This is a genomic window from Methylobacillus methanolivorans (assembly GCF_054588515.1).
Map to the genome: position 1 here is coordinate 124,539 of NZ_BAAILT010000004.1, position 19,901 is coordinate 144,439.

The 19,901-nt window shown below is 53.8% G+C and carries 16 protein-coding genes; all 16 read left to right on the forward strand.

What is annotated here, in order from left to right; genetic code table 11:
• Nucleotides 1–145 precede the first annotated feature (145 nt).
• A complete protein-coding gene (locus LG202_RS10500) occupies nt 146–661 on the forward strand; it encodes a sigma-70 family RNA polymerase sigma factor (protein ID WP_230348399.1) in 516 nt (171 codons plus the stop codon).
• A 6-nt stretch (nt 662–667) separates the two neighbouring features.
• A complete protein-coding gene (locus LG202_RS10505; protein WP_230348400.1) occupies nt 668–1,624 on the forward strand; it encodes a FecR domain-containing protein in 957 nt (318 codons plus the stop codon).
• Between the two features lie 118 nt (nt 1,625–1,742).
• Complete coding sequence (locus tag LG202_RS10510; protein WP_230348401.1) at nt 1,743–4,223, forward strand: TonB-dependent siderophore receptor; 2,481 nt, start codon at nt 1,743–1,745, stop codon at nt 4,221–4,223.
• 334 nt (nt 4,224–4,557) lie between these two features.
• Complete coding sequence (locus LG202_RS10515) at nt 4,558–5,076, forward strand: sigma-70 family RNA polymerase sigma factor (RefSeq protein WP_230348402.1); 519 nt, start codon at nt 4,558–4,560, stop codon at nt 5,074–5,076.
• Nucleotides 5,073–6,056: a FecR family protein gene (locus LG202_RS10520; RefSeq protein WP_230348403.1), complete on the forward strand. Its 984-nt coding sequence runs from the start codon at nt 5,073–5,075 to the stop codon at nt 6,054–6,056. Before LG202_RS10515 ends, LG202_RS10520 begins: the two co-directional genes overlap by 4 nt.
• An 84-nt stretch (nt 6,057–6,140) precedes the next feature.
• Complete coding sequence (locus tag LG202_RS10525; protein WP_230348404.1) at nt 6,141–8,567, forward strand: TonB-dependent siderophore receptor; 2,427 nt, start codon at nt 6,141–6,143, stop codon at nt 8,565–8,567.
• Nucleotides 8,568–8,691: 124 nt separating this feature from the next.
• The gene (locus tag LG202_RS10530) at nt 8,692–9,222 is read left to right on the forward strand and encodes a sigma-70 family RNA polymerase sigma factor (protein ID WP_230348405.1); all 531 of its coding nucleotides are present in this window, start codon (nt 8,692–8,694) and stop codon (nt 9,220–9,222) included.
• A gap of 4 nt (nt 9,223–9,226) precedes the next feature.
• The gene (locus LG202_RS10535; RefSeq protein WP_230348406.1) at nt 9,227–10,195 is read left to right on the forward strand and encodes a FecR family protein; all 969 of its coding nucleotides are present in this window, start codon (nt 9,227–9,229) and stop codon (nt 10,193–10,195) included.
• A gap of 80 nt (nt 10,196–10,275) precedes the next feature.
• Complete coding sequence (locus LG202_RS10540; RefSeq protein WP_230348407.1) at nt 10,276–12,687, forward strand: TonB-dependent siderophore receptor; 2,412 nt, start codon at nt 10,276–10,278, stop codon at nt 12,685–12,687.
• Between the two features lie 159 nt (nt 12,688–12,846).
• Nucleotides 12,847–13,377 (forward strand): sigma-70 family RNA polymerase sigma factor, encoded by a 531-nt coding sequence (locus LG202_RS10545; RefSeq protein WP_230348408.1) that lies wholly within the window; start codon nt 12,847–12,849, stop codon nt 13,375–13,377.
• A complete protein-coding gene (locus LG202_RS10550) occupies nt 13,374–14,360 on the forward strand; it encodes a FecR domain-containing protein (protein WP_230348409.1) in 987 nt (328 codons plus the stop codon). Before LG202_RS10545 ends, LG202_RS10550 begins: the two co-directional genes overlap by 4 nt.
• Nucleotides 14,361–14,463: 103 nt before the next feature.
• On the forward strand, nt 14,464–15,420 hold the full coding sequence (locus tag LG202_RS10555; RefSeq protein ID WP_230348410.1) for a TonB-dependent siderophore receptor: 957 nt from the start codon (nt 14,464–14,466) through the stop codon (nt 15,418–15,420).
• Nucleotides 15,363–16,916: a TonB-dependent receptor domain-containing protein gene (locus LG202_RS10560; RefSeq protein WP_230348411.1), complete on the forward strand. Its 1,554-nt coding sequence runs from the start codon at nt 15,363–15,365 to the stop codon at nt 16,914–16,916. The genes LG202_RS10555 and LG202_RS10560 overlap by 58 nt, the downstream gene beginning before the upstream one ends.
• Before the next feature lie 295 nt (nt 16,917–17,211).
• Nucleotides 17,212–18,813: a PepSY-associated TM helix domain-containing protein gene (locus LG202_RS10565; RefSeq protein ID WP_230348412.1), complete on the forward strand. Its 1,602-nt coding sequence runs from the start codon at nt 17,212–17,214 to the stop codon at nt 18,811–18,813.
• Nucleotides 18,810–19,100: a DUF3649 domain-containing protein gene (locus LG202_RS10570; protein WP_230348413.1), complete on the forward strand. Its 291-nt coding sequence runs from the start codon at nt 18,810–18,812 to the stop codon at nt 19,098–19,100. The genes LG202_RS10565 and LG202_RS10570 overlap by 4 nt, the downstream gene beginning before the upstream one ends.
• A complete protein-coding gene (locus LG202_RS10575) occupies nt 19,097–19,900 on the forward strand; it encodes a DUF3325 domain-containing protein (protein WP_230348414.1) in 804 nt (267 codons plus the stop codon). The genes LG202_RS10570 and LG202_RS10575 overlap by 4 nt, the downstream gene beginning before the upstream one ends.
• Nucleotide 19,901: the final 1 nt, after the last annotated feature.

Sequence of the window (19,901 nt, forward strand, 5' to 3'; positions counted from 1 at the left end):
TGCAACATTAAGTGTTGTATTCCTGCGGCTTTTTGCCATGTTTTTATTGACAATAATTCTTATTTGCTTAACCATTCTCTTTTGTTGCTGATTGTCTGAGTGAAGACTGAATCAGCATTTCTTCATACGACCTCCCAGCAAGCGAATGTCCATACCAGATCAACATGCCGCGCCTCATGCTACCTTTGGTGAGCTATATCAAGCCCATCATGGCTGGCTGGTGAACCTACTCAGGCGCAAGCTGAGCTGCAGCCATCAGGCGGATGATCTGGCACAAGACACATTTACCCGGATATTGTCTTCGCGCAGCGAGATTGCTGAGATCAAAGAGCCACGGGCTTTCCTCACCACGGTGGCCAAGCGTTTGCTGGCCAATCACTATCAGCGACAAACGCTTGAGCAGGCTTATCTACAAGCATTGGCGATCATGCCAGAGCCGCAAGCGATCTCGCCTGAAGAGCGCCTGCTGATTTTGCAAACATTGCATGAGATTGATGCCATGCTTGACGGCCTGTCTGACAAGGCTCGTCGTGCTTTCCTGTTATCGCAACTGGAAGGGCTGACCTATGATGAGATTGCCCTGCGGCTGGAAGTATCAACGCGTACGGTCAAGCGTTATATGGCACTGGCATTTGAGCAATGCTTGTTGGCGATGCTGTGAGGCAATATGAGTCAATCCACACCTAGTCACGCTGTGATCCGACAAGCCGCCAAGTGGCTGGCATTGTGGCATTCGGGACGCATGACCGATGCTGACAGGCTCGGGCTCGCCGATTGGCGTGCTGCCAAGCCGGAGCATGAACATGCCTGGCGCCAGGCAGAGCTTTTAGCACAGAAACTTACACACATTCCTCCTCAATTGGGTATGCCAGTGCTTGATCGTGCAGTCAGCCGGCGTGATTTCATCAAGCCTTTGGCTTTGTTGCTAGTGGCCATGCCAACAGGCATGTTGGCGTACCGGTATGCTCCTTGGCGGGAGTGGACGGCAGATTACCGCACAGCGACTGGTGAGCGCCGAGAGTTGGTGCTGGCTGACGGTAGCCGTGTCATGCTCAATACCTCCAGCGCCATTAATGTGGAGTTCACCGACCAACGGCGCGAGATTAGGCTCCTGGCGGGAGAAATACTGATCCAGACTGCGCCAGACCCGCATCCCATGCATCGGCCTTTCATTGTCCAGACCGCCGAAGGCAGCTTGCGTGCGCTGGGCACGCACTTCAATGTGCGCCAGCAAGATGCTTGGACGCAGCTCGCAGTGATCGAGGGTGCAGTGGAAGCAACGCCTGCTGCCGCAAAACAACATGCCAGCGTGATTACAGCAGGCAGGCAATCAAGCCTGACGGCAAATGAAGTTCATGCTGCTACCAACTTGGATGAAAAGCGCACAGCTTGGGCAGATGGCATACTCTATGTCGACAAAATGCGGCTGGATGAATTTGTTGCCGAGCTGGGGCGCTATCGCACTGGTGTATTGCGTTGTGAAGCTGATGTTGCGCACTTGGAGGTGTCTGGTGTTTTCCAGCTTAATGACACGGATCGTATTCTTGCAGCCCTGCAAAATACCCTGCCCGTGCAGCTACATTGGCGCACCCGCTATTGGGTGACGGTTGCGTATCGCGCATAGCACTAACTCCGACTACTTAATTTCTTTCTGCCGATTGCATGCGGCATGTCACCTTTTCTGATCTCGCCTGACATTGGGAATGTAACGATTAAAAACCAATGAACAGGAATCATTCTTTATGCAACAGGGTAATCACAAGCATATGCTGCGCCGTAAAGGGAGTGTCGTGGCGTTGCAATTGGCATTGATGGTCATGGCGGGTGTGGCTAGCCCCACGAGCACCTATGCGGCTGAACCAGCTTCTATCAATAGCAAGCAAACTTACAACATTTCGGCGGGACCACTTGATAAGGCGCTGGCGGCTTTTGCCGGTGCCAGCGGTATTAATCTTTCCCTTAATCCCGCATTGACCACGGGCCTGCAAAGCGCGGGCTTGCAAGGCAGTTACGCCGTGAAAGAAGGCTTTAACCGCTTGTTGACTGGTAGCGGGTTGGAAGCTGTCGTGGATGACAGTGGCAACTGGAAGCTACGCAAGGCCACTGCGCTGCAAGGCTCGGCTGAGAAATCCAACACTACCCTACCCGAAGTGAGCGTGGTCGCGGCACATGATCGCGACTCCAAAGCCATTAGCGAAGGTACACGCTCTTATGCCGCGCGTGCTGTGACGATTGGCAAGGGTGAACAATCCCTGCGTGAAACTCCGCAATCCGTTAGCGTTGTTACACGCCAGCGCATGGATGATCAGAACCTGACAACGCTGGATAGTGTGCTGATGCAAACGGCTGGCGTGACTAAGCAATTGCGCGGATATGGCCACTCAACTTACTACTCTCGCGGCTTTGAAATTTCCAACTACATGGTAGATGGCGTGCCGATGGGAGATTCTGGTGGCATTGGTACCCCACCAGACACCATCATGCTGGATCGCGTAGAGGTAATGCGGGGCGCGCCTGGGCTGATTGTGGGTAACGGGGATCCTGGCGGTACGGTGAATATGGTGCGCAAGCGCCCCTTGGCTGACAAGCAGATCCAAATCACCGCCCGTGCTGGTAGCTGGGATTATTACCGTATGGATGGAGATGTGACGGGACCGCTGAATGAGGCGGGTACGTTGCGGGGTCGCCTGATTGCAGGGTATGAGGACAGGCGTTATTTCTATGAAGATACCCAGACTAAGCTGCCTTTGGTTTACGGCATGCTGGAGGCTGATTTGGGGCCAAATACCGTTGCGGCTATCGGTTTGCGGTTTCAAGATTATCAACAGGATGGTGGACGGTGGAGAGGTGGTTTGCCGATGTCCACAGATGGCAGTAATTTGAATCTATCGCGTTCCTCAGGGTTAGGGCCAAACTGGACGGGTTATGAAAGCAAGACGCAGGAAATATTTGGAGATATTACCCATCATTTCAATGATGACTGGAAGATCAAGTTCAGCGCCATGCATCAGCGCAATGACCGGGACGACACGATCATCCGGCCTACTGATGCCCGAGTTGATCCTCAAACTTTGACTGGCTCAGAATATATGCGGGTGGAGTTTTCCAAAGTGCGTTATGAAACGACAGCACTGGATGCGCAAGTGAATGGGAAATTCAATGCCTGGGGTCAAGAGCATGAAGTATTCGCGGGGGCCAACTGGCAGCGCAATGAAATGCCAACCTCCAGAACTTCACGTATCAATTACTCTCCGCGTTATGCGATTAACCTTGGCAACCTGGATTTATCTCAAGTGCCACGATTGTATCGTGGGCCATATGCTGCACCGCTCTCCTCCACGGAAACCAGGCAGGGTGTTTACGGTAATGTCAGGTTGCAACTGGTGGACTCGCTCAAGTTGATTCTTGGTGGCCGAGTGAGTTGGTACGACTATGAAAGCTCTTTCAATGGCGCTTATAAGCAAGCACATGAAGTCACGCCATATGCTGCCTTGATTTATCGCTTGAATGACAATTGGTCGCTGTATGGCAGTTATACCGATATTTTCAAGCCACAGAGTAATAACATTTCCGCCAATGGCAGCTCGCTGGATCCTGCAACCGGGCGTAATTATGAAGCTGGTATCAAAGGTGAGTTTTACGGTGGCAAGCTGAATACATCGTTAACGGTGTTCCGCGTCAACCAGAGCAATGGTGCGATTGAAGACCCATCAAATCGCACTGGTTGTGCAGCTTCGCCCACTGGCGGTGCTTGTTACCTCAACAGTGGTAAACAGAAAAGTTCGGGTATTGACGCTGAAATCAATGGCGAAGTGTTGCCTGGCTGGCAGGTTGCTGCAGGCTATACCTTTAACTCAGCCAAATATGTGACAGCCAATGATAGTAGCTTGAACGGTGGTCGCTTGAATGGAGACCACAACCCGCGCCACCTGTTCCGTGCGTGGAATACGTACAGGTTGCCTGGTGAACTTGAGCGTATCGCAGTGGGTGGCGGTGTGGTGTTGCAGAGTCAGACTTCATTTACAACAGTGGTTGATAATGTCAAACGCAAGCAGAGTGGCTATGCTGTGTGGAGTGCTCAAGCCAGTTACAAGATTGATGATCACTGGACGGCAGCATTGAACATTAACAACCTGTTCGACAAGCGCTACTACCTGGATGCATTGCAGACTTTGTATGGCGATCCGCAAAATGTCATGCTGACATTGCGCGGCAATTTCTAAACGCTGCAAAGTAAAAGGCCCTGTATAAACAGGGCCTCGCAGCGGGGCATGATCTTCAGTCTTCGGGGGGAACGTTGATGCGCCCCAAGCTACTGAGGCAGATTGTGATGCTTTAGTGTGACATTCTTGTTGGTAAAAGATGATGGTTTGATGACAGTAAAAGGAAGAAGCTAAATCCTAGCTGCAAATAATGTTGACAATGATTCTTATTTATAACAAGATGAGCACCATACATTCTTGGCACTCTAACTTTCTCCGCCAATAATGTCATTCAAAAGGCCAGCATTGATTGCTGGCCTTCTTTTTATGTTATTGGGTCGGCGCGACGGTAGTTATGGCTAACAATTCAGCATCTCGGCACCACTTGTTGGCCGAATGGTATCGTAATCATCATGGTTGGCTGGTCGGCTGGCTAAAGCGCAAGCTTGAGGGCGCGGCGCATGCCGATGATTTAGCGCAAGAGGCGTTTGTGCGCCTGTTCAAGGCGCCGCAGTTGGAGGATGTACGTGAACCGCGTGCCTTCCTGACGGTGGTGGCCAAGCGCGAATTGTATAATTTCTGGCGGCGGCGCGAACTGGAGCAGGCTTATCTTGATGCCTTGGCCCAGCTGCCGGAAGATCTTGGCCTTTCCCAGGAAGAGTATGCCTTGCTGAAGGAGGCTATCCTCATCATTGATCATCAACTTGATGGCTTACCAGCAAAAGTAAAGCAAGCATTCCTGCTAAACCGTCTGGAAGGCCTAACCTATGTGGCGATTGCGCAAGAAATGAATATGTCTGTCGCGACAATTGAGCGATACATGAAGCAGGCCATCCTGCATTGTCATCTTGCGCGGATTGAGGGCAGGCTATGAGCCAGCCAGCCTTCTCACATGAAACGCTGGACGCTGCCGTCGACTGGCTGGTCAAGCTGAGTTCTGGAGCGGTCAGTGATGAGTTGAACGCACAATTCCAGTTATGGCTGGATGCTGACATTCATCACGCGATGGCATGGCAGCAGCTTACCCAAAGCATGTCGGGCTTCGAGCAAGTTCAACACCTGGCGGGCCGGCAAGAAGAGCATGTGCATGCCGTGCGTCAGGTCTTGTCAGGTAAGCCCCTTGCTGATCGTCGTCACTTCCTGAAAAGCGGCGCTGCTGTGGTGGCGCTGGGCTTGGGCACTGCTTATCTGGCAAACCGGGTTACTCCCCTCTCCTACATCATGTCAGACCATGTCACCTCTACCGGTGAGCGTCAGGAGATTGCCCTGGCTGATGGTACGCGGGTGAAGCTCAATGCGCGCTCTGCGCTCGACGTTGATTTTTCCGAGAAGCAACGTGTGCTCACGTTGCATCAGGGAGCCTGTATTGTCGATGTGGCACCTGACGCATTGCGGCCTTTACTGCTGCGCACTGTGCATGGTCTCGTGAGGGCTGGTGGCGGGTGCCGCATGCTGGCGGGAATCTCCGGGGGACAAACTTATGCCATGGTGCAGCAGCAATCATTAGCAGTTGCTCCGCTCCATCAGCCAGAAGCAGTACTCAGTTCCAGTGAAGCCGTCGCAGCCTGGTTTGATCAACATGCCTTGATGCTGAAGCCTGCTAACGTGAATGCCAGCATGGCATGGGAACACGGCATGCTGGATGTACGTGACCAGCGCCTGGAGGAAGTGGTGGAGAGTCTGCGGGCCTATCATGCTGGCTGGATCAGGCTTGCGCCTCGTGCGGCAGGCCTACGGGTGTTTGGCATGTTCCAGCTGGATGATATTGGGCAGGTCATGCATGCATTGCAGTCCATTCTGCCAATCAGCATTCGGCGTTACGGCAGTTTGGTGACCATGATTGATTTGGTGTAGCAAAGTTTCCAGAAAAGTGAGGGGTTTTCCTCAAGGTGTTGGACAAGGAAATATAAACCTTCGATAACACTCAGGGAGTAACTCATGCAGTCCACCATTTTGCGGCCATGCCTCCTGGCATTGGCTATTTCCTCAATATCTCCACTGACGCCTGCATTTGCGGCAGGGCCAGCCTCACAAGCTGCGGCTGTGCAATACAACATCACTGCCGCTGGGTTAGCAGATGTACTGAGCCAAATTGCGGTTGCCAGTGGCCAGAATATTGTTGCGGAGCCCAAGCTGATTGAAGGCAAGCGCGGTAATGTGGTGCGAGGACATTACACGCCGCGCCAGGCGATAGAACAGGCACTGGTGGGCACTGGGTTGCAAGTGGTTGCTAATGAGGCTGGTGGCTTTGTAATTCGTGCCAGCGCACAGTTTAATAGTGCGATGCAGGAAAATGCCTTGCCTGAAGTGGCTGTAAAGGCGACGGCCTTCGAGGCAGTAACGGAAGGCAGCAGTTCTTACACCACGCAGTCCATGAGCACAGCCACTCGCCTACCTTTGTCCATGAGGGAGACGCCGCAGGCTGTCACGGTGGTCACACGCCAGCGCATGGATGACCAGGGTATGCTGAATATCAACGACGTGGTCAAAAGCACGCCAGGCATTTTCCTCAGTAACGCGGATGGCCCCGGGCGACCCAATTTCGAAGCGCGGGGGTTCGGGATCAGCAATATCATGTACGACGGAGCGCTGGTGCCATGGTCGTCCTACATTCCAAGCGCTCAGGCCAACCTGGCGATGTTCGACCGGGTAGAAGTGGTGCGCGGCGCGACCGGGCTCATGCAGGGGGCTGGCAATCCTTCGGCCGCGATTAACCTGGTGCGTAAAAGGCCGACTAGCGAATTTAAGGGCTCCTTGACTGCATATGCAGGAAGCTGGGATAGCTACGGCAGCATTCTTGATCTGGGCGGTGCTTTGAACGAGGCGGCTTCGTTGCGTGGGCGGGTGGTGGCTTCCGTGCAGGAGGCGGGAAGTTTCCGTGACGGGCAGAGTTATGACAATCATCTGTTCTACGCAATCGGGGAGGCCGACCTCTCCGAAAAGACCACGCTAACTGTGGGCGCTTATACACAGAAAGATGGAACAAACGGGGCTTGGTGGGGCGGGCTCCCCATCAACCCGGATGGCAGCCACGTCAATCTCAAGCGCTCTGCAACACTGACGAATAGCTGGGAATACCTGGACCAGGAAACCAAGAGTATTTTTGCCATTGTCGAGCACCGCTTCAATGAAGACTGGAAGCTGAAGTTCAATACCACATATATGTGGAGCCATATTGACGGTCTCGGTACCTTTATGCGGAGTAGAGTGATTGGCGGCAATATCAATCGCGATCTCATGACATGGCGCGGGGAGCAGGAAAACAAGGCATCCAGCTATGACGTGGTCGTGAACGGCAAGTATGAATTGCTCGGGCGGCAACACGAGCTGGTGTTCGGCGCCAATCGCAACCAGTTCGATTCCAGCCCGAAAAATTACGGAACGACGTATATCGGCAGTAATACGGATATCTACAATTGGAGCAGGAGCGCACTGCTCCAGCCCAACCTGCCTTATACCAGCACTGGTCATACGCGCACGCAACAGGATGCGGCCTACGTGACGACGCGCCTCAATCTGGCCGAGCAGTGGAAGCTGATACTGGGCGGCCGGTTGGATTGGTACGACTACGACAACTACCGTAATACCTCGGATTACAAGGTGGTGCGCAACGTCACGCGGTATGCGGGGCTGATATACGATATCAACGACCAGCACTCGCTGTATGCCAGCTTCACGGATATTTTCAGTCCGCAGAGCAGCATTGGGCGGGATGGCAACGTGATCCGCCCAATTGATGGCGAGAATTATGAACTGGGGCTCAAGGGCGAATACCTAGATGGCGCGTTGAATGCCAGCATTGCCTTGTTCCAGGTGAACCAGAAGAATCGCTCTCGCGCTGTCAGGGATGTCAGCGAGTGCCAAGTGGGCACGAGCTGTTCGGAAGCATCGGGCGAAGTGCGCAGCCGGGGCGTAGATATGGAGCTGCAAGGCGCATTGCGGCCCAATTGGCAAGTCGGGGCCGGCTACACTTATACCAATACCGAATACATCAAGGACAACACTTATGAAAAAGGTGATCGCTTCAATACACTGTTACCTGAACACATGTTCAAGCTGACAACGATCTATCGTTTCCTCGGCGATTGGGAAAACTGGAGAGTGGGTGCCAACTTTTATCGTCAAAGCCGTATGTATGCGACGGCTGAACAATCCGGCACTACGCAGGATGTCGAGCAGAAAGCCTATACCCTGGTGGATGTGATCGTGGGCTACAAGGCAACCAAGAACCTTGATTTCCAGCTCAATATCAACAACCTGCTGGACAAGACCTATTACCGTGGCATATCCAACAGTGCCAACTGGGGCTGGGAAAGCTATGGCGAGCCCAGGAGCGCCAGGGTGACCGCCAGATATACTTTCTAACCGTTCTTCATCGTATCGACCGCTTTCCAGGCCGCAGCCGGGAAGCGGTTTTTATTGCTTAACTCAGGCATAAAATAATAAAATGAGAACCATTTCTATTCATTGACTGTGGTTCCCTGCTGCCATGTCTTCGGCAAACACCCCTTCCCACACCGAGATTCTGCGTACTTTGTACCTCGATCACCAAGGCTGGCTGCAAAATTGGTTGCGGCACAAGCTGGGGTGCCATCACCAGGCGGCAGACTTGGCGCAGGAGACGTTCTGCCGCCTATTGTCGGTGTCCCGCGTCGATCTCGCGGACCTGAAAACGCCTCGCGCCTACCTCACCACCACTGCTACGCGCCTGCTGATAGACCAGGCCAGGCGGCAGAAAGTGGAGCAAGCCTACATCGAGGCATGGTCGCTGGCATGCGAGGGAACCCATTCCGTTGCGCCTGAGCAGCATCTCGAAGTCATAGAGACCCTGACCCTGATTGCCGGCATGCTGGAAAGCATGCCTGAAAAGCCGCGCCAGGCTTTCATGCTGAGCCGCCTCGAGAATCTTACCTACCCTGAAATCGGCATCGTGCTCGGGGTGTCCAGCAGCATGGTCAAGCAATACATCGCCCTCGCCATGGTGCATTGCCACAATATCGCCTATGGCGCGGATGCGTGACCGCATGCAAAGCCCTGCCTCCCATATTGCTCCCGGCATCATTGAGCAAGCCGCCAAGTGGCATGCACAGGTGCATTCCGGCGAAGCCACCGAGGCTGAGCGCGCGGCATTCGAGCAATGGCGCCAGGTGGATGCGACACATGCGGAGGCGTATGCGCGCATGGAAAAGCTATGGTCCAGCTTCGACGAGGCGCGGGATGCGCCAGGCAAGGCAGCGTTGAATGCCGTGCTCAAGCCGCGTCGTGGCAAGCGCATGAAAACGGCTACCAGAATACTGTCGCTGCTGGTGGTCACCGGGGCGGCCGGGTTGGCATCGCAGACGCAGCCCGCCAGGGTCATGCGGGCGGATTACCATACCGGCATTGGCGAGCAGCGCGTGATTCAATTGGCGGACAGCAGCCGGGTGACGCTCGATACCCACAGCGCGGTGAACGTGGATTTCAGTCAAGGGCAGCGCCGGATAGAACTGCTGCAAGGCAAGATCCTCGTGGAAGTAGCCAAGGATAAGCAGCGGCCGTTCATCGTCGAAACCGCCGAAGGCACTGCGCGGGCGCTGGGTACGCAATATGCTGTCAGGCGGCAGAAGAAAGTGACGCAGGTCACGGTGATTGAGTCCAGCGTCGAGGCCTGCGGCCTGCAGTCAGAGTGCGTGACCCTGCAGCCTGGCGAGTCGGCACGCCTGCAACGCGGCCTGGAGCTCACCAAGGCCCAGGCCGACGTCCAGGCAGAAACTGCCTGGACGCGCTTCAAGCTGGTGGCGGACGACATGCCGCTGCCGCTGTTGCTGAAGGAATTGCAGCGCTACCATCGCGGGCATCTCTACTTCAACGACGAAGCGGTTGGCAACGTCCATGTGTCCGGCGTATTCGCGCTCGACGACACAACCCATACCCTCAAGGTGCTCGCGGATACGACCCCCGTTGTCATGACGCAATACACGCCCTGGCTGACCGTCATTAAGCCCGCCAAGTAAAAATATCCGCGGTTCACTGTCCCTCTCCCTGTCTGGTGCGTCATCGATAGTGAATACAACATTCAGGGAGTCTTATTTTCATGCAGTCATTCCATCTCAAGCAGAAGCCGCTGGCCGTTGCCGTGCGCGTGCTGCTGGCATTTTCATCCGCTACGCTTGTTTACCTGCCGCAATCGGTGCAGGCCGATACCGGCAGCCAGGCGGAAACCCGCCATACCTACGATATTCCAGCTGGTTCACTGACCAGCGTACTGAACAATTTCGCCCAGGCTGCCGGCGTCGTGCTTTCGTTCGACCCTGCGCTGACCGCCGGCAAGACCAGCAGCGGCCTCCAAGGTAGCTATACCGCCAAGCAAGGATTTGACGCTTTACTGCGCGGTACCGGATTGCAGGTGTTCCCTGCAGCCGATGGCGGATTTACGCTGAAAGCCGTGCCGGTCGCCAATGTCTCGGAGAAAGCGGATGTGCTGCCCGAGGTGGCGGTCAGGGCAAGTGCGGAAAAGTCTGCGGTGACGGAAAACAGCGGTTCTTATACCTCTAATATTGTGACCATTGGCAAAGGCGCACAGCGGTTGAAGGATCTGCCTCAATCCATCTCTATCGTCACGCGTCAGCAGATGGACGATCAGAACCTGATCAACCTGACGGATGCCATGCAACAAGTGACCGGCGTGACCGTCATCAATTACGGCAGCGATACTTCCGGCTTCTCCGCGCGCGGTTTTGCCGTGGACTCCATCCAGATTGATGGCGTGCCGACCAGGGCGGGCATGGGCATGTGGACTTCGAGCGCATTTGACATGGCGACTTATGACCGTATCGAAGTGCTGCGAGGGCCCGCTGGCTTATTGCAGGGTTCCGGCGAGCCGGGCATGACGATCAATCTCGTGCGTAAACGGGCGCAACGCGACACGGTCGTCAAAACCAATTTGTTCGCTGGTTCATGGGACAACTACCGGGCAGAGGTAGATGTCACGGGGGCACTGAATGAGGATGGCAGCGTACGTGGTCGTCTGGTAGCGGCGTATCAGGACAAGAAATCTTTCATCGACCATGTGTTTTTCCGTAAGCCTATACTCTACGGAACCTTGGAGTTCGATCTTGCACCTAGCACCACGCTGTCTTTGGGTGCTACCCTGCAAGAGAGCCAGGCGCGGCCAGATGCAGGTCTCTCGCTATATGCCAATGGTCAGTTGGCATCCAACGTGAGCCGTTCGACCTATATCGGATCACGCTGGGACCACAAGGAAGATGCGAGCAAAAACTATTTTGCCGAACTGGAGCACAAACTTGAAAACGGGGGCGAGGCCAAGCTCAGATTGAGCGCGATGCACCGTGAAACCAACCTCAAGATCAGCGCTTTTGGCAACAGCCTGATTAATCCAGCGACAGGAGCGCTGACCAACCGTATGTGGGGTTTCAAGACCAAGGACAAGGATTATGGGCTGGATGCGTATATTGCCAAGCCATTCGAGGCATTGGGACGCGAGCATCATGTGCTGGTCGGTGCAAATTATCGTTATTACAGGCAAAGTGCATTTTACGCATCGGCAGGTGCGATGGCCCAAAACATCTTCAACCCGGTTTACGATTCCCCAGAGCCTGATTGGGCCTATGGCAGCGATTCTGGTTCCAAGCTAGAGCAAGCCGGTATCTACGCGCAAGGCCGCGCCCAATTGACCGACAATGCCAAGTTGATTGTCGGCGCGCGCGTGAGCAACTGGAAAACCTATAGCAAGAGCAGCGACCAGGAAAATAAGATTGATCACAAGGTAACACCCTATGCTGCGCTGATTTATGACCTCAATGCGCAATATTCGGCCTATGCGAGCTATACGGATATTTTCCAGGCGCAAACTGCAATTGATGTCTCCGGTGAAGTGCTAAAACCACGTGTCGGCAAGCAATACGAAGCCGGTATCAAGGGCGAGTTGTTCGATGGCAGGGTCAACCTGCATGCCGCCATCTTCCGTATCGATGATGAGAATCGCGCGATGACGGATCCGTTGAACCCATTGTTCAACATTGCCGCCGGCAAAATTCGCAGTCAGGGCCTTGAAGCTGAAATCAGCGGACAGTTGACCAGCCGTTGGAACCTGATCGCGGGTTATGCGTTTACTGATACGGAGTACATCAAGGCGGCGCCAGGCAACAAGGGAGAGGTGTTTTCGCCAGATACGCCCAGGCAGTTGCTGAAATTCTGGAATCGCTACAACCTGGCAGGATTTGGATTGGAAAAATGGACAGTGGGCGGTGGTATTACGTTGAACAGCGGCATCTATGCTCCTGCGGCAACCGGTGACTGGAGGCAGGGCGGCTACAGCCTGGTATCGGCACAGGTAGCCTACAAGATTAATGACAAGTGGGATATCGCGTTGAACGGCAATAACTTGTTCGACAAGAAGTATTATTCGCGAGTCAGTGGCGGAGGCCGTCAAAACTACTTCGGCGAGCCACGTAGCGTGATGCTGACCTTGCGCGGCAGTTTTTAATCCTGTCGCATATTGAAGAGGCCCCTCTCGGAAGGGGCTTTTTTATTGATACGGCAATATGGTAAGCGGTTCATGTGCGTACCAATAAAATTATTCTCGAGATTGCCGTAACGCAGAATATAATAGTTCTTATTTGCGAATTTCGTGCCGGTCCAGCGCATGTCCACTCCCACTCTACACCCGAATATCCATGACGCTGTGTTACAGCAAGACGTGGAGTCGCTTTATACCGGCCACCATCGCTGGCTGCGGTCATGGCTGAGGCGGCAGCTGCATTGCAGCGATAGCGCGGCGGACTTGGCGCAGGACACATTCATGCGGGTGATTGCCGCGCGTAATGCGAGCCAGATACTGGAGCCGCGCGTCTATCTTGCCACGGTGGCGCGGCGGGTCATGGTGGACTACTTCCGCCGCAGCGCGCTGGAGCGGGCCTACCTGGAAGCGATTGCAGGCATGCCCGAGCCGGTGCAGATTTCCGTGGAGGAGCGCACCATCGTCATCGAGACCCTGTGCGAGATCGATGCCATGCTTGATGCGCTGGGCGAAAAGCCGAGGCAGGCTTTCCTCATGTCGCAGCTGGACGGCCTCACCTACCAGGAAATTGCCGAGCGCATGAACCTCTCTGTCAGTTCGATCAAGAAATACATGGCGCGTGCGATCGAGCACTGCCTGTTGTTTTCCCTGTCATGAGCAATACCACGGTCCCCGATCCGCAGACCGCGCGGCGCGTTATCCGCGAGGCGGCGGCTTGGTATAGCCAGTTATGTTCCGGCGAGGCTGGCGCGGAAGAAAAACAGGCCTGGCAGCGCTGGCTGGAACAAGGCTGGGAACATCAGTGGGCCTGGTCGCGTGTGGAGCATCTGCAGCAGCAAATGTCAGTGGCCCCTGGTCGCCTGACACGCAATGTGTTGGATTCCGGCGCTGAAGAAATGCGGGCTAGCCGTCGAGCACTGCTCAAGGGCCTTGGCGTTGTGGCTTTCACTACGCCATTGGTTTGGCAGGGCTGGCGCGCACAGCCATGGCAGGCCATGTTGGCTGATTACAGTACGGCGACCGGTGAGCGTCGTGAGTGGCTGCTGGCGGATGGCACTCGCCTTACCCTCAATACCGGTAGTGCCGTGAATATGGTTTTTGATCAGCATGTGCGCATGGTGCAGCTCATCAAGGGCGAGATTTACATTGAAACTGGACATGCATCCGCAACGCTGCAACAACCATTTATCGTCAAAACCGCACAGGCCAGGTTACGGGCGCTGGGAACACAATTTGCCGTCAGGCAGCATGCACATGCGACCTGGCTGGGCGTGATGCAGCATGCCGTTGAGGTGCATGCTGTGCATGCTGGTCCAGCCTACATCGTGCCTGCTGGGCAACAGGTCATGATTGGAGAGGATGTCTCTGAGCCAGTGCGTGCGCTGGCTGGCGATGAGGCAAGCTGGCGACGCGGGATGCTTGTGGTCACTGATTGGCGCCTGGCAGACCTCGTGGCCGAACTGGGCCGTTATCACCGTGGCGTCTTGCGCTGTGACCCGCAGCTCGCCGAGCAAAGGATTTCAGGCGCTTTCCCGGTGGATGATACCAATATTGCTCTGGAGGCGATTCAGACAGCCCTGCCGCAAGTGCGGATCAATTATTTAACACGGTACTGGGTGACGTTAGGTTCCGTTACATAAATCTATGCCAGGTAAAACGTAAAAGTTTCCATTTGCATTGTCCCTTTGCTGATTTCGTTCGACCCATCCCATGACAACATTCAATTTGTTATTGGGAGACAGTATGAACAGACAAACCAAAGCCAGGAGTAACAAGCACTGGCAACACAAGGTGTTGAGCACCATGTTGGCAACAGCATTCAGCATCACTTCATTACCTTTTTACCTCGGTATGTCACCTGCCATTGCAGCGGAAAGCGAGTCTATCCGTACCTATGATATTCCTCCGGGTGCCTTGGATGGCGCATTGAGCCGCTTTGCTGGGGAGGCAGGCGTGGTACTTTCGTTCGAGGCAGAGCAAGCTAAGCATCTTGCCACTCATGGCTTGAAAGGTAATTACAGCGTTAAACAAGGCTTTGACGCGTTACTGCAAGGTAGTGGCCTGCAGGCCTTGGAAGTGCAGCCAGGGCGATTTACCTTGAAACCTATTATTAGCAGCCAATTGCAGAAGTCGAGCGCTGATACCCTGCCAGAGATAAAAGTGGCTGTGCAGGCAGATCGTGATGGTACGACTGAAGGTACTGCATCTTATCGTGCGAAATATACAAGTACTGCCACCAAGCTGGCTCTTTCTCCGCGCGAAACACCGCAGACCGTGACGGTTATTGGCCGCAAGCAGATGGATGATTTCGGCATGATGTCCGTGGATGATGCATTGAAGACAGCCAGCGGGGTGTTTGTGTATGAGCGAGGAGCGAATGGTAACGACTATTATAGCCGTGGATTCAGCATGCAATCACAGTACGATGGAATGCTCAATCCAACAGGTATTAGCGATTCCAATCGAAATCCACTAGTCGATAATGCTTTTCTTGATCGTGTAGAAGTATTGCAAGGTGCGTCGGGTTTGCTCAATGGTGCGGGCTCTCCTGGCGGTACGATTAACTTGGTGCGTAAGCGTCCTACGCAAGAGTTTCAAGCGAGGGCGGAAGTACACTTGGTTCATGGGATCAACGTCGTTTTGTGGGTGACGTATCAGGGCCCCTCACGGAGTCAGGCAAGGTGCGGGGGCGCTTTGTAGCATTGGTGGATGATGCTAATTCTTTCATTGATTATGCCTTTAACAACAAGCAGGGTATATACGGCATTCTTGAGGCAGAGGTGACGCCTACTACTTTGGTCAGTGCCAGTGTGCAATACCAAAAAGACCTGGGGCGTAATCATTTGGGTGTGCCATATGCTGCAGATGGCAGTGATTCTGGACTGAAGCGTTCTTCTTTCTTCGGTAATCCTGATAGCCATAACAATAAGGATTACAGGCTGTACACGATGGGTATTGAGCAAAAGCTGTTTGATGATTGGTTGCTGAAAGCTACTTATATGCGTGGGTTGACTGATGTCTATCAGTCCAAGGACAGCTGGTTGGCTGGTAGCCTCAATCCAGTCACTGGCGCTGGACTAAGGCTTTTTCAGAACGTCAAGCTGACAAGGGATCTGAAGTCAGATGCGCTGGATGTGCATGCTTCTGGGCCAGTAACCTTATTCGGGAGAACCCACGAACTGACATTGGGCATCAACGGCTCTAAGTTAAGTTCCGAAACCAAGGGGACAGACTACAGATTGGCAGCTACTATTCCCAACGGCTATGATTTTGATCCTAACTCTATTGTGACACCAGTGCCGGGTGGTACTTATGGCAGTGATGATGTGATTCGACAGCACGGGATGTTTGCAGTGGGCCGCTTCAATCTGAGTGATTCACTAAAGATGATTTTAGGGTCACGAGTTAGTTGGTATCGCCTGACCGATCGCTTGGGAACAAGTAGTCAAACCGAAACTGGTGTAGTCACACCATATGCTGGCTTGGTCTATGATCTTGATAGTGAATATTCGGTGTATGCCAGCTATGCCGATATTTTCAAGCCGCAGGAGTTTCGCAATGCCAATGGCAGCCGATTGGAGCCAGTGATTGGGACCAATTACGAAGTGGGTATCAAGGGTGAGTTGCTGAACAAGCAATTGAATGTAGCGGCAGCATTTTTCCGGCTTGAGCAAACGAATGTCGGTAGGCCAGATACTTCAGTGCCTTTTAATTTGGGCAATATTTGCCAAGGTCAATGTTATACAGCGTCAGACAAGATAGTGAGCCAAGGGCTGGAGCTTAACCTTAACGGCGAAGTCAGTGTGGGCTGGAATGTGGCAGCTGGTTATACCTATATGCATAGCGAATACACTGCAGGCGAGAAAAAAGGTGACCGTTACATGACGACCTTGCCTATGCATAGCTTGAGCTTGGCAAGCTACTATCGTATTCCTAGCACTGAGTGGAGCATTGGAGGGAATGTTCGTGCCTATGGTCGCATTTACAACCAGGATGCAACCAACTATGACATTAAACGTGGCGGATTAGCGATTGTCGGTTTGACGGCAAAGTATCAGGTCAACAAAAAGACAGAGCTTAATCTGATTGTGAATAATCTGTTTGATCGTCGTTACTATGCCACCGTGGATAGCCTGAACTACACTACCTTTGCAGAGCCGCGCAGGATCATGGCCAACCTGAAATACCAGTTCTGACCTGGCATGCCTTAGTGTCAGGCAAACATAAAGGACGATGACGCGATAACACGCCCATCGTCCTTTTTACATCGAAAGCTATCATCGGGTAATTGCGAAAAGTATCTAAATTTTTACAGTTGAGGGTGTCCTTTTTTCATTCTCAAGTGTCATGACTAATAGAGGGCATACTGTTTAGCATGCCCTTGCGTCATCAAACAAATGTGAATGATATACAATCTCACATTTTCTGCCTCTTTGGCGAATGGAGCATGATGCCCTGCTCGCCTTTGGATTAATTAAGCAAGGATTTGCCGTGAAAGAAGGTTTTCGCCAGAGCATGGCCTGGCTACACACCTGGGTTGGCTTGTTGGTTGGGTGGGTGTTGTTTTTCGTATTCGTGACCGGGACCGCTGGTTATGTGAATGCCGAGATTTCACGCTGGATGCAGCCTGAGCTGCCTTTGTCCAAGCCATTGGTGGAGGTCCCGACGGCGCAGGTGCTGGGATTTGCCTTTGATCGCCTGGAGAAGGTGGCGCCAGATGCTCGCATGTGGAGCATTACCCTGCCGCATCGCGGTTTGGCTGAGCGAATAGACCGCGAGGCCGGGATTGCATGGGAGGATATGCCGCGACCAGGGCTGGAGCGCGGCGGACGTGGCAACGAGAATTTCGATCCGGTCACTGGGGTGGCAGATCAGCCTATTGAGGGGCGCCCTACCGGTGGTGGCTGGGAACTGTATGAAATGCACTATGCCTTGCATTACCTCAATGACGATGTGGCTTATCGTATTGTTGGCGTTTGCACTATGTTTATGTTGTTGGCGATCATCAGCGGGGTGATCACGCACAAGAAGATTTTCAAGGATTTCTTTACTTTCCGTCCCGGCAAGGGTCAACGCAGTTGGCTGGATGCGCACAATTTGGTGAGTGTGATGGCGCTGCCATTTTTCCTCATGATCACGTATAGCGGCCTGGTGTTTTTTACCTTTCAGTACATGCCGACAGTAAAAGATGTCTTCTACGGCTCCTCTGAGAAGCAACTGCGCAAGCTCTACGATGAGTTATACAAACGCGACCCGGTAGATAAGGTATTTGCGCCTGTGAAACGTCCACAAGTCTCGGTGGAAAAGCTGGTGCAGCAAACCCAACAGGCCTGGGGAGACGTGGCGGTGGCTACTGTTGTCATGCGCCACCCCGTGGCGGAAGGTCCTTATGTAGAGATTGTGGGTGATTATTCCGCCACGCTGAATCGCGGTTTCCCGCCCAAGGTGCGCTTCAATGCGATCACTGGCGAGCCGGTAGTATTCGACAACCAGACCAATGCCACCATGCTGACACGCAATGTGATGCTGGCCTTGCATGAGGGCCATTTTGCTGGCTGGTGGCTGCGCTGGCTATATTTCCTCTCCGGCTTGTTAGGCTGCGCGATGATAGGCACCGGGCTGGTGTTGTGGACAGTGAAGCGTCGTAATAATTATCTGGGCAAGCATGGCGGCACGCCAGGTTTTGGCCATCGGTTGGTGGAGACACTGAATGTGGGCACCATCGTAGGCTTGCCAGTCGCCGTTGCAGCGTATTTCTGGGCTAATCGCTTGTTACCAATCGAAATGGCAGATCGTGCAGATTGGGAAATGCACTGCCTGTTTGCCGCTTGGGGCTGGATGTTCATTTACGCTGCTTTACGCCCGCTCAAGCGTTCATGGCTGGAGAGCCTCTATATCGCCGTGGCGGCATTTGGCCTGATTCCTGTGCTGAATTTCCTGACGACGGAACGGCACTTGGGGGTGACCATTCCCCATGGTGACTGGGTACTGGCAGGCTTCGACCTGACCATGCTGGGCTTTGCCGCGGCATTTGCCTACATCGCCTATAAGCTCAAGAAGCGTTGGCTAAAGAAAGAGGAGGTGCAGGCATGAGTGAGATCGCACGTTATCGGTTGATGGTGGCCTCTCGCATTCTTGCTGCTGTCGTAGTGGGCTATGCCTTGACCTCGGCCGTATCCATATTGTTGGCCTTGCTATTGCCTGTATCCAAGGCAGAGGCAGTGCTGGCTTCTACCATGTTGAGTTTTGCCCTGTATGCAGGCATCGTCATCTGGGTGTTTCAGGCACGTAGTGCCATGCGGGCATGGGTAGGCTTGCTGGTGCCATTGGCGGTGCTTTCGTTGGCTTGCTGGCTGTTGATGCCGGGAGGTGCAGCATGACGGCATATCACATGGCAGTGTTGCTGTTTGCCTGGGGTGGTTTTTTTGCCTTGGCTGTCAGCATGGAAAAGCACGGCAAGGAATTGATTGGTCGCGAGTTGAGCGCAGGCCAGCGACAGCGCTGCTATTGGTTGGGTTGGGGACTGTTGGCAATTGCCTCGGCATTTGCCGTGGCAGGTTGGCACTGGAACATCGGCCCTGTCGTGATAGTGGGCTGGTTGAGTGCTATCGGCGTGTTGCTGGCTTTCCTGATGCCCTGGTGGCCATTACAGCCAAAACAGGCTGCGCGTAAGGAAAAATCGTTGCCGCAATTGCGCGATACGGTATTGCCAGTGCCAGTACGTGCATTATTGGTGCTGGCCTTGGTCGCGGTGCCTGCATGGCTGGGCTTCAATGCCTGGAAAATGTCGGAGCAAGCTGTGCTGCGTGACGATGCTATCCACGGCCAGATTGGCCCTTGGGCATTTGTCATTGCTGAGGAAAGCCAGGATGTACCGGAGAAATTTGCCTGGGATACCCCGGTGAAGGAGTTCCACCTGCGTTTTTGTGAGGCCTGCGATAGTGAAATTCGCGCTGCCTACCTCAAGTTCCGCAAGCCTCGTTCGCTGCGGGCTGCAGGTCTGGCATTCCACGGGGCAAGGTGGACGCGCGAAGTGGCTATTTACATTCCTCCTGCTGCCCGGTTGGAAGACCAGATTTGGCTGACGGTGGAAAGCAAGTCAGGCGAGGTGTATCACCAGGCTTTCGACATCGAGCGCTTGTCGCCAGCGACTGCGCGCTTCATCCAGGAGAAGCAATAAC

What these genes read in the sequence shown, in the direction of transcription:
- LG202_RS10505 (WP_230348400.1), top strand. Translation starts at nt 668, where the DNA reads ATGAGTCAATCCACACCTAGTCACGCTGTGATCCGACAAGCCGCCAAG.
- LG202_RS10515 (WP_230348402.1), top strand. Translation starts at nt 4,558, where the DNA reads ATGGCTAACAATTCAGCATCTCGGCACCACTTGTTGGCCGAATGGTAT.
- LG202_RS10525 (WP_230348404.1), top strand. Translation starts at nt 6,141, where the DNA reads ATGCAGTCCACCATTTTGCGGCCATGCCTCCTGGCATTGGCTATTTCC.
- LG202_RS10555 (WP_230348410.1), top strand. Translation starts at nt 14,464, where the DNA reads ATGAACAGACAAACCAAAGCCAGGAGTAACAAGCACTGGCAACACAAG.
- LG202_RS10520 (WP_230348403.1), top strand. Translation starts at nt 5,073, where the DNA reads ATGAGCCAGCCAGCCTTCTCACATGAAACGCTGGACGCTGCCGTCGAC.
- LG202_RS10540 (WP_230348407.1), top strand. Translation starts at nt 10,276, where the DNA reads ATGCAGTCATTCCATCTCAAGCAGAAGCCGCTGGCCGTTGCCGTGCGC.
- LG202_RS10500 (WP_230348399.1), top strand. Translation starts at nt 146, where the DNA reads ATGTCCATACCAGATCAACATGCCGCGCCTCATGCTACCTTTGGTGAG.
- LG202_RS10550 (WP_230348409.1), top strand. Translation starts at nt 13,374, where the DNA reads ATGAGCAATACCACGGTCCCCGATCCGCAGACCGCGCGGCGCGTTATC.
- LG202_RS10535 (WP_230348406.1), top strand. Translation starts at nt 9,227, where the DNA reads ATGCAAAGCCCTGCCTCCCATATTGCTCCCGGCATCATTGAGCAAGCC.
- LG202_RS10510 (WP_230348401.1), top strand. Translation starts at nt 1,743, where the DNA reads ATGCAACAGGGTAATCACAAGCATATGCTGCGCCGTAAAGGGAGTGTC.
- LG202_RS10570 (WP_230348413.1), top strand. Translation starts at nt 18,810, where the DNA reads ATGAGTGAGATCGCACGTTATCGGTTGATGGTGGCCTCTCGCATTCTT.
- LG202_RS10530 (WP_230348405.1), top strand. Translation starts at nt 8,692, where the DNA reads ATGTCTTCGGCAAACACCCCTTCCCACACCGAGATTCTGCGTACTTTG.
- LG202_RS10575 (WP_230348414.1), top strand. Translation starts at nt 19,097, where the DNA reads ATGACGGCATATCACATGGCAGTGTTGCTGTTTGCCTGGGGTGGTTTT.
- LG202_RS10545 (WP_230348408.1), top strand. Translation starts at nt 12,847, where the DNA reads ATGTCCACTCCCACTCTACACCCGAATATCCATGACGCTGTGTTACAG.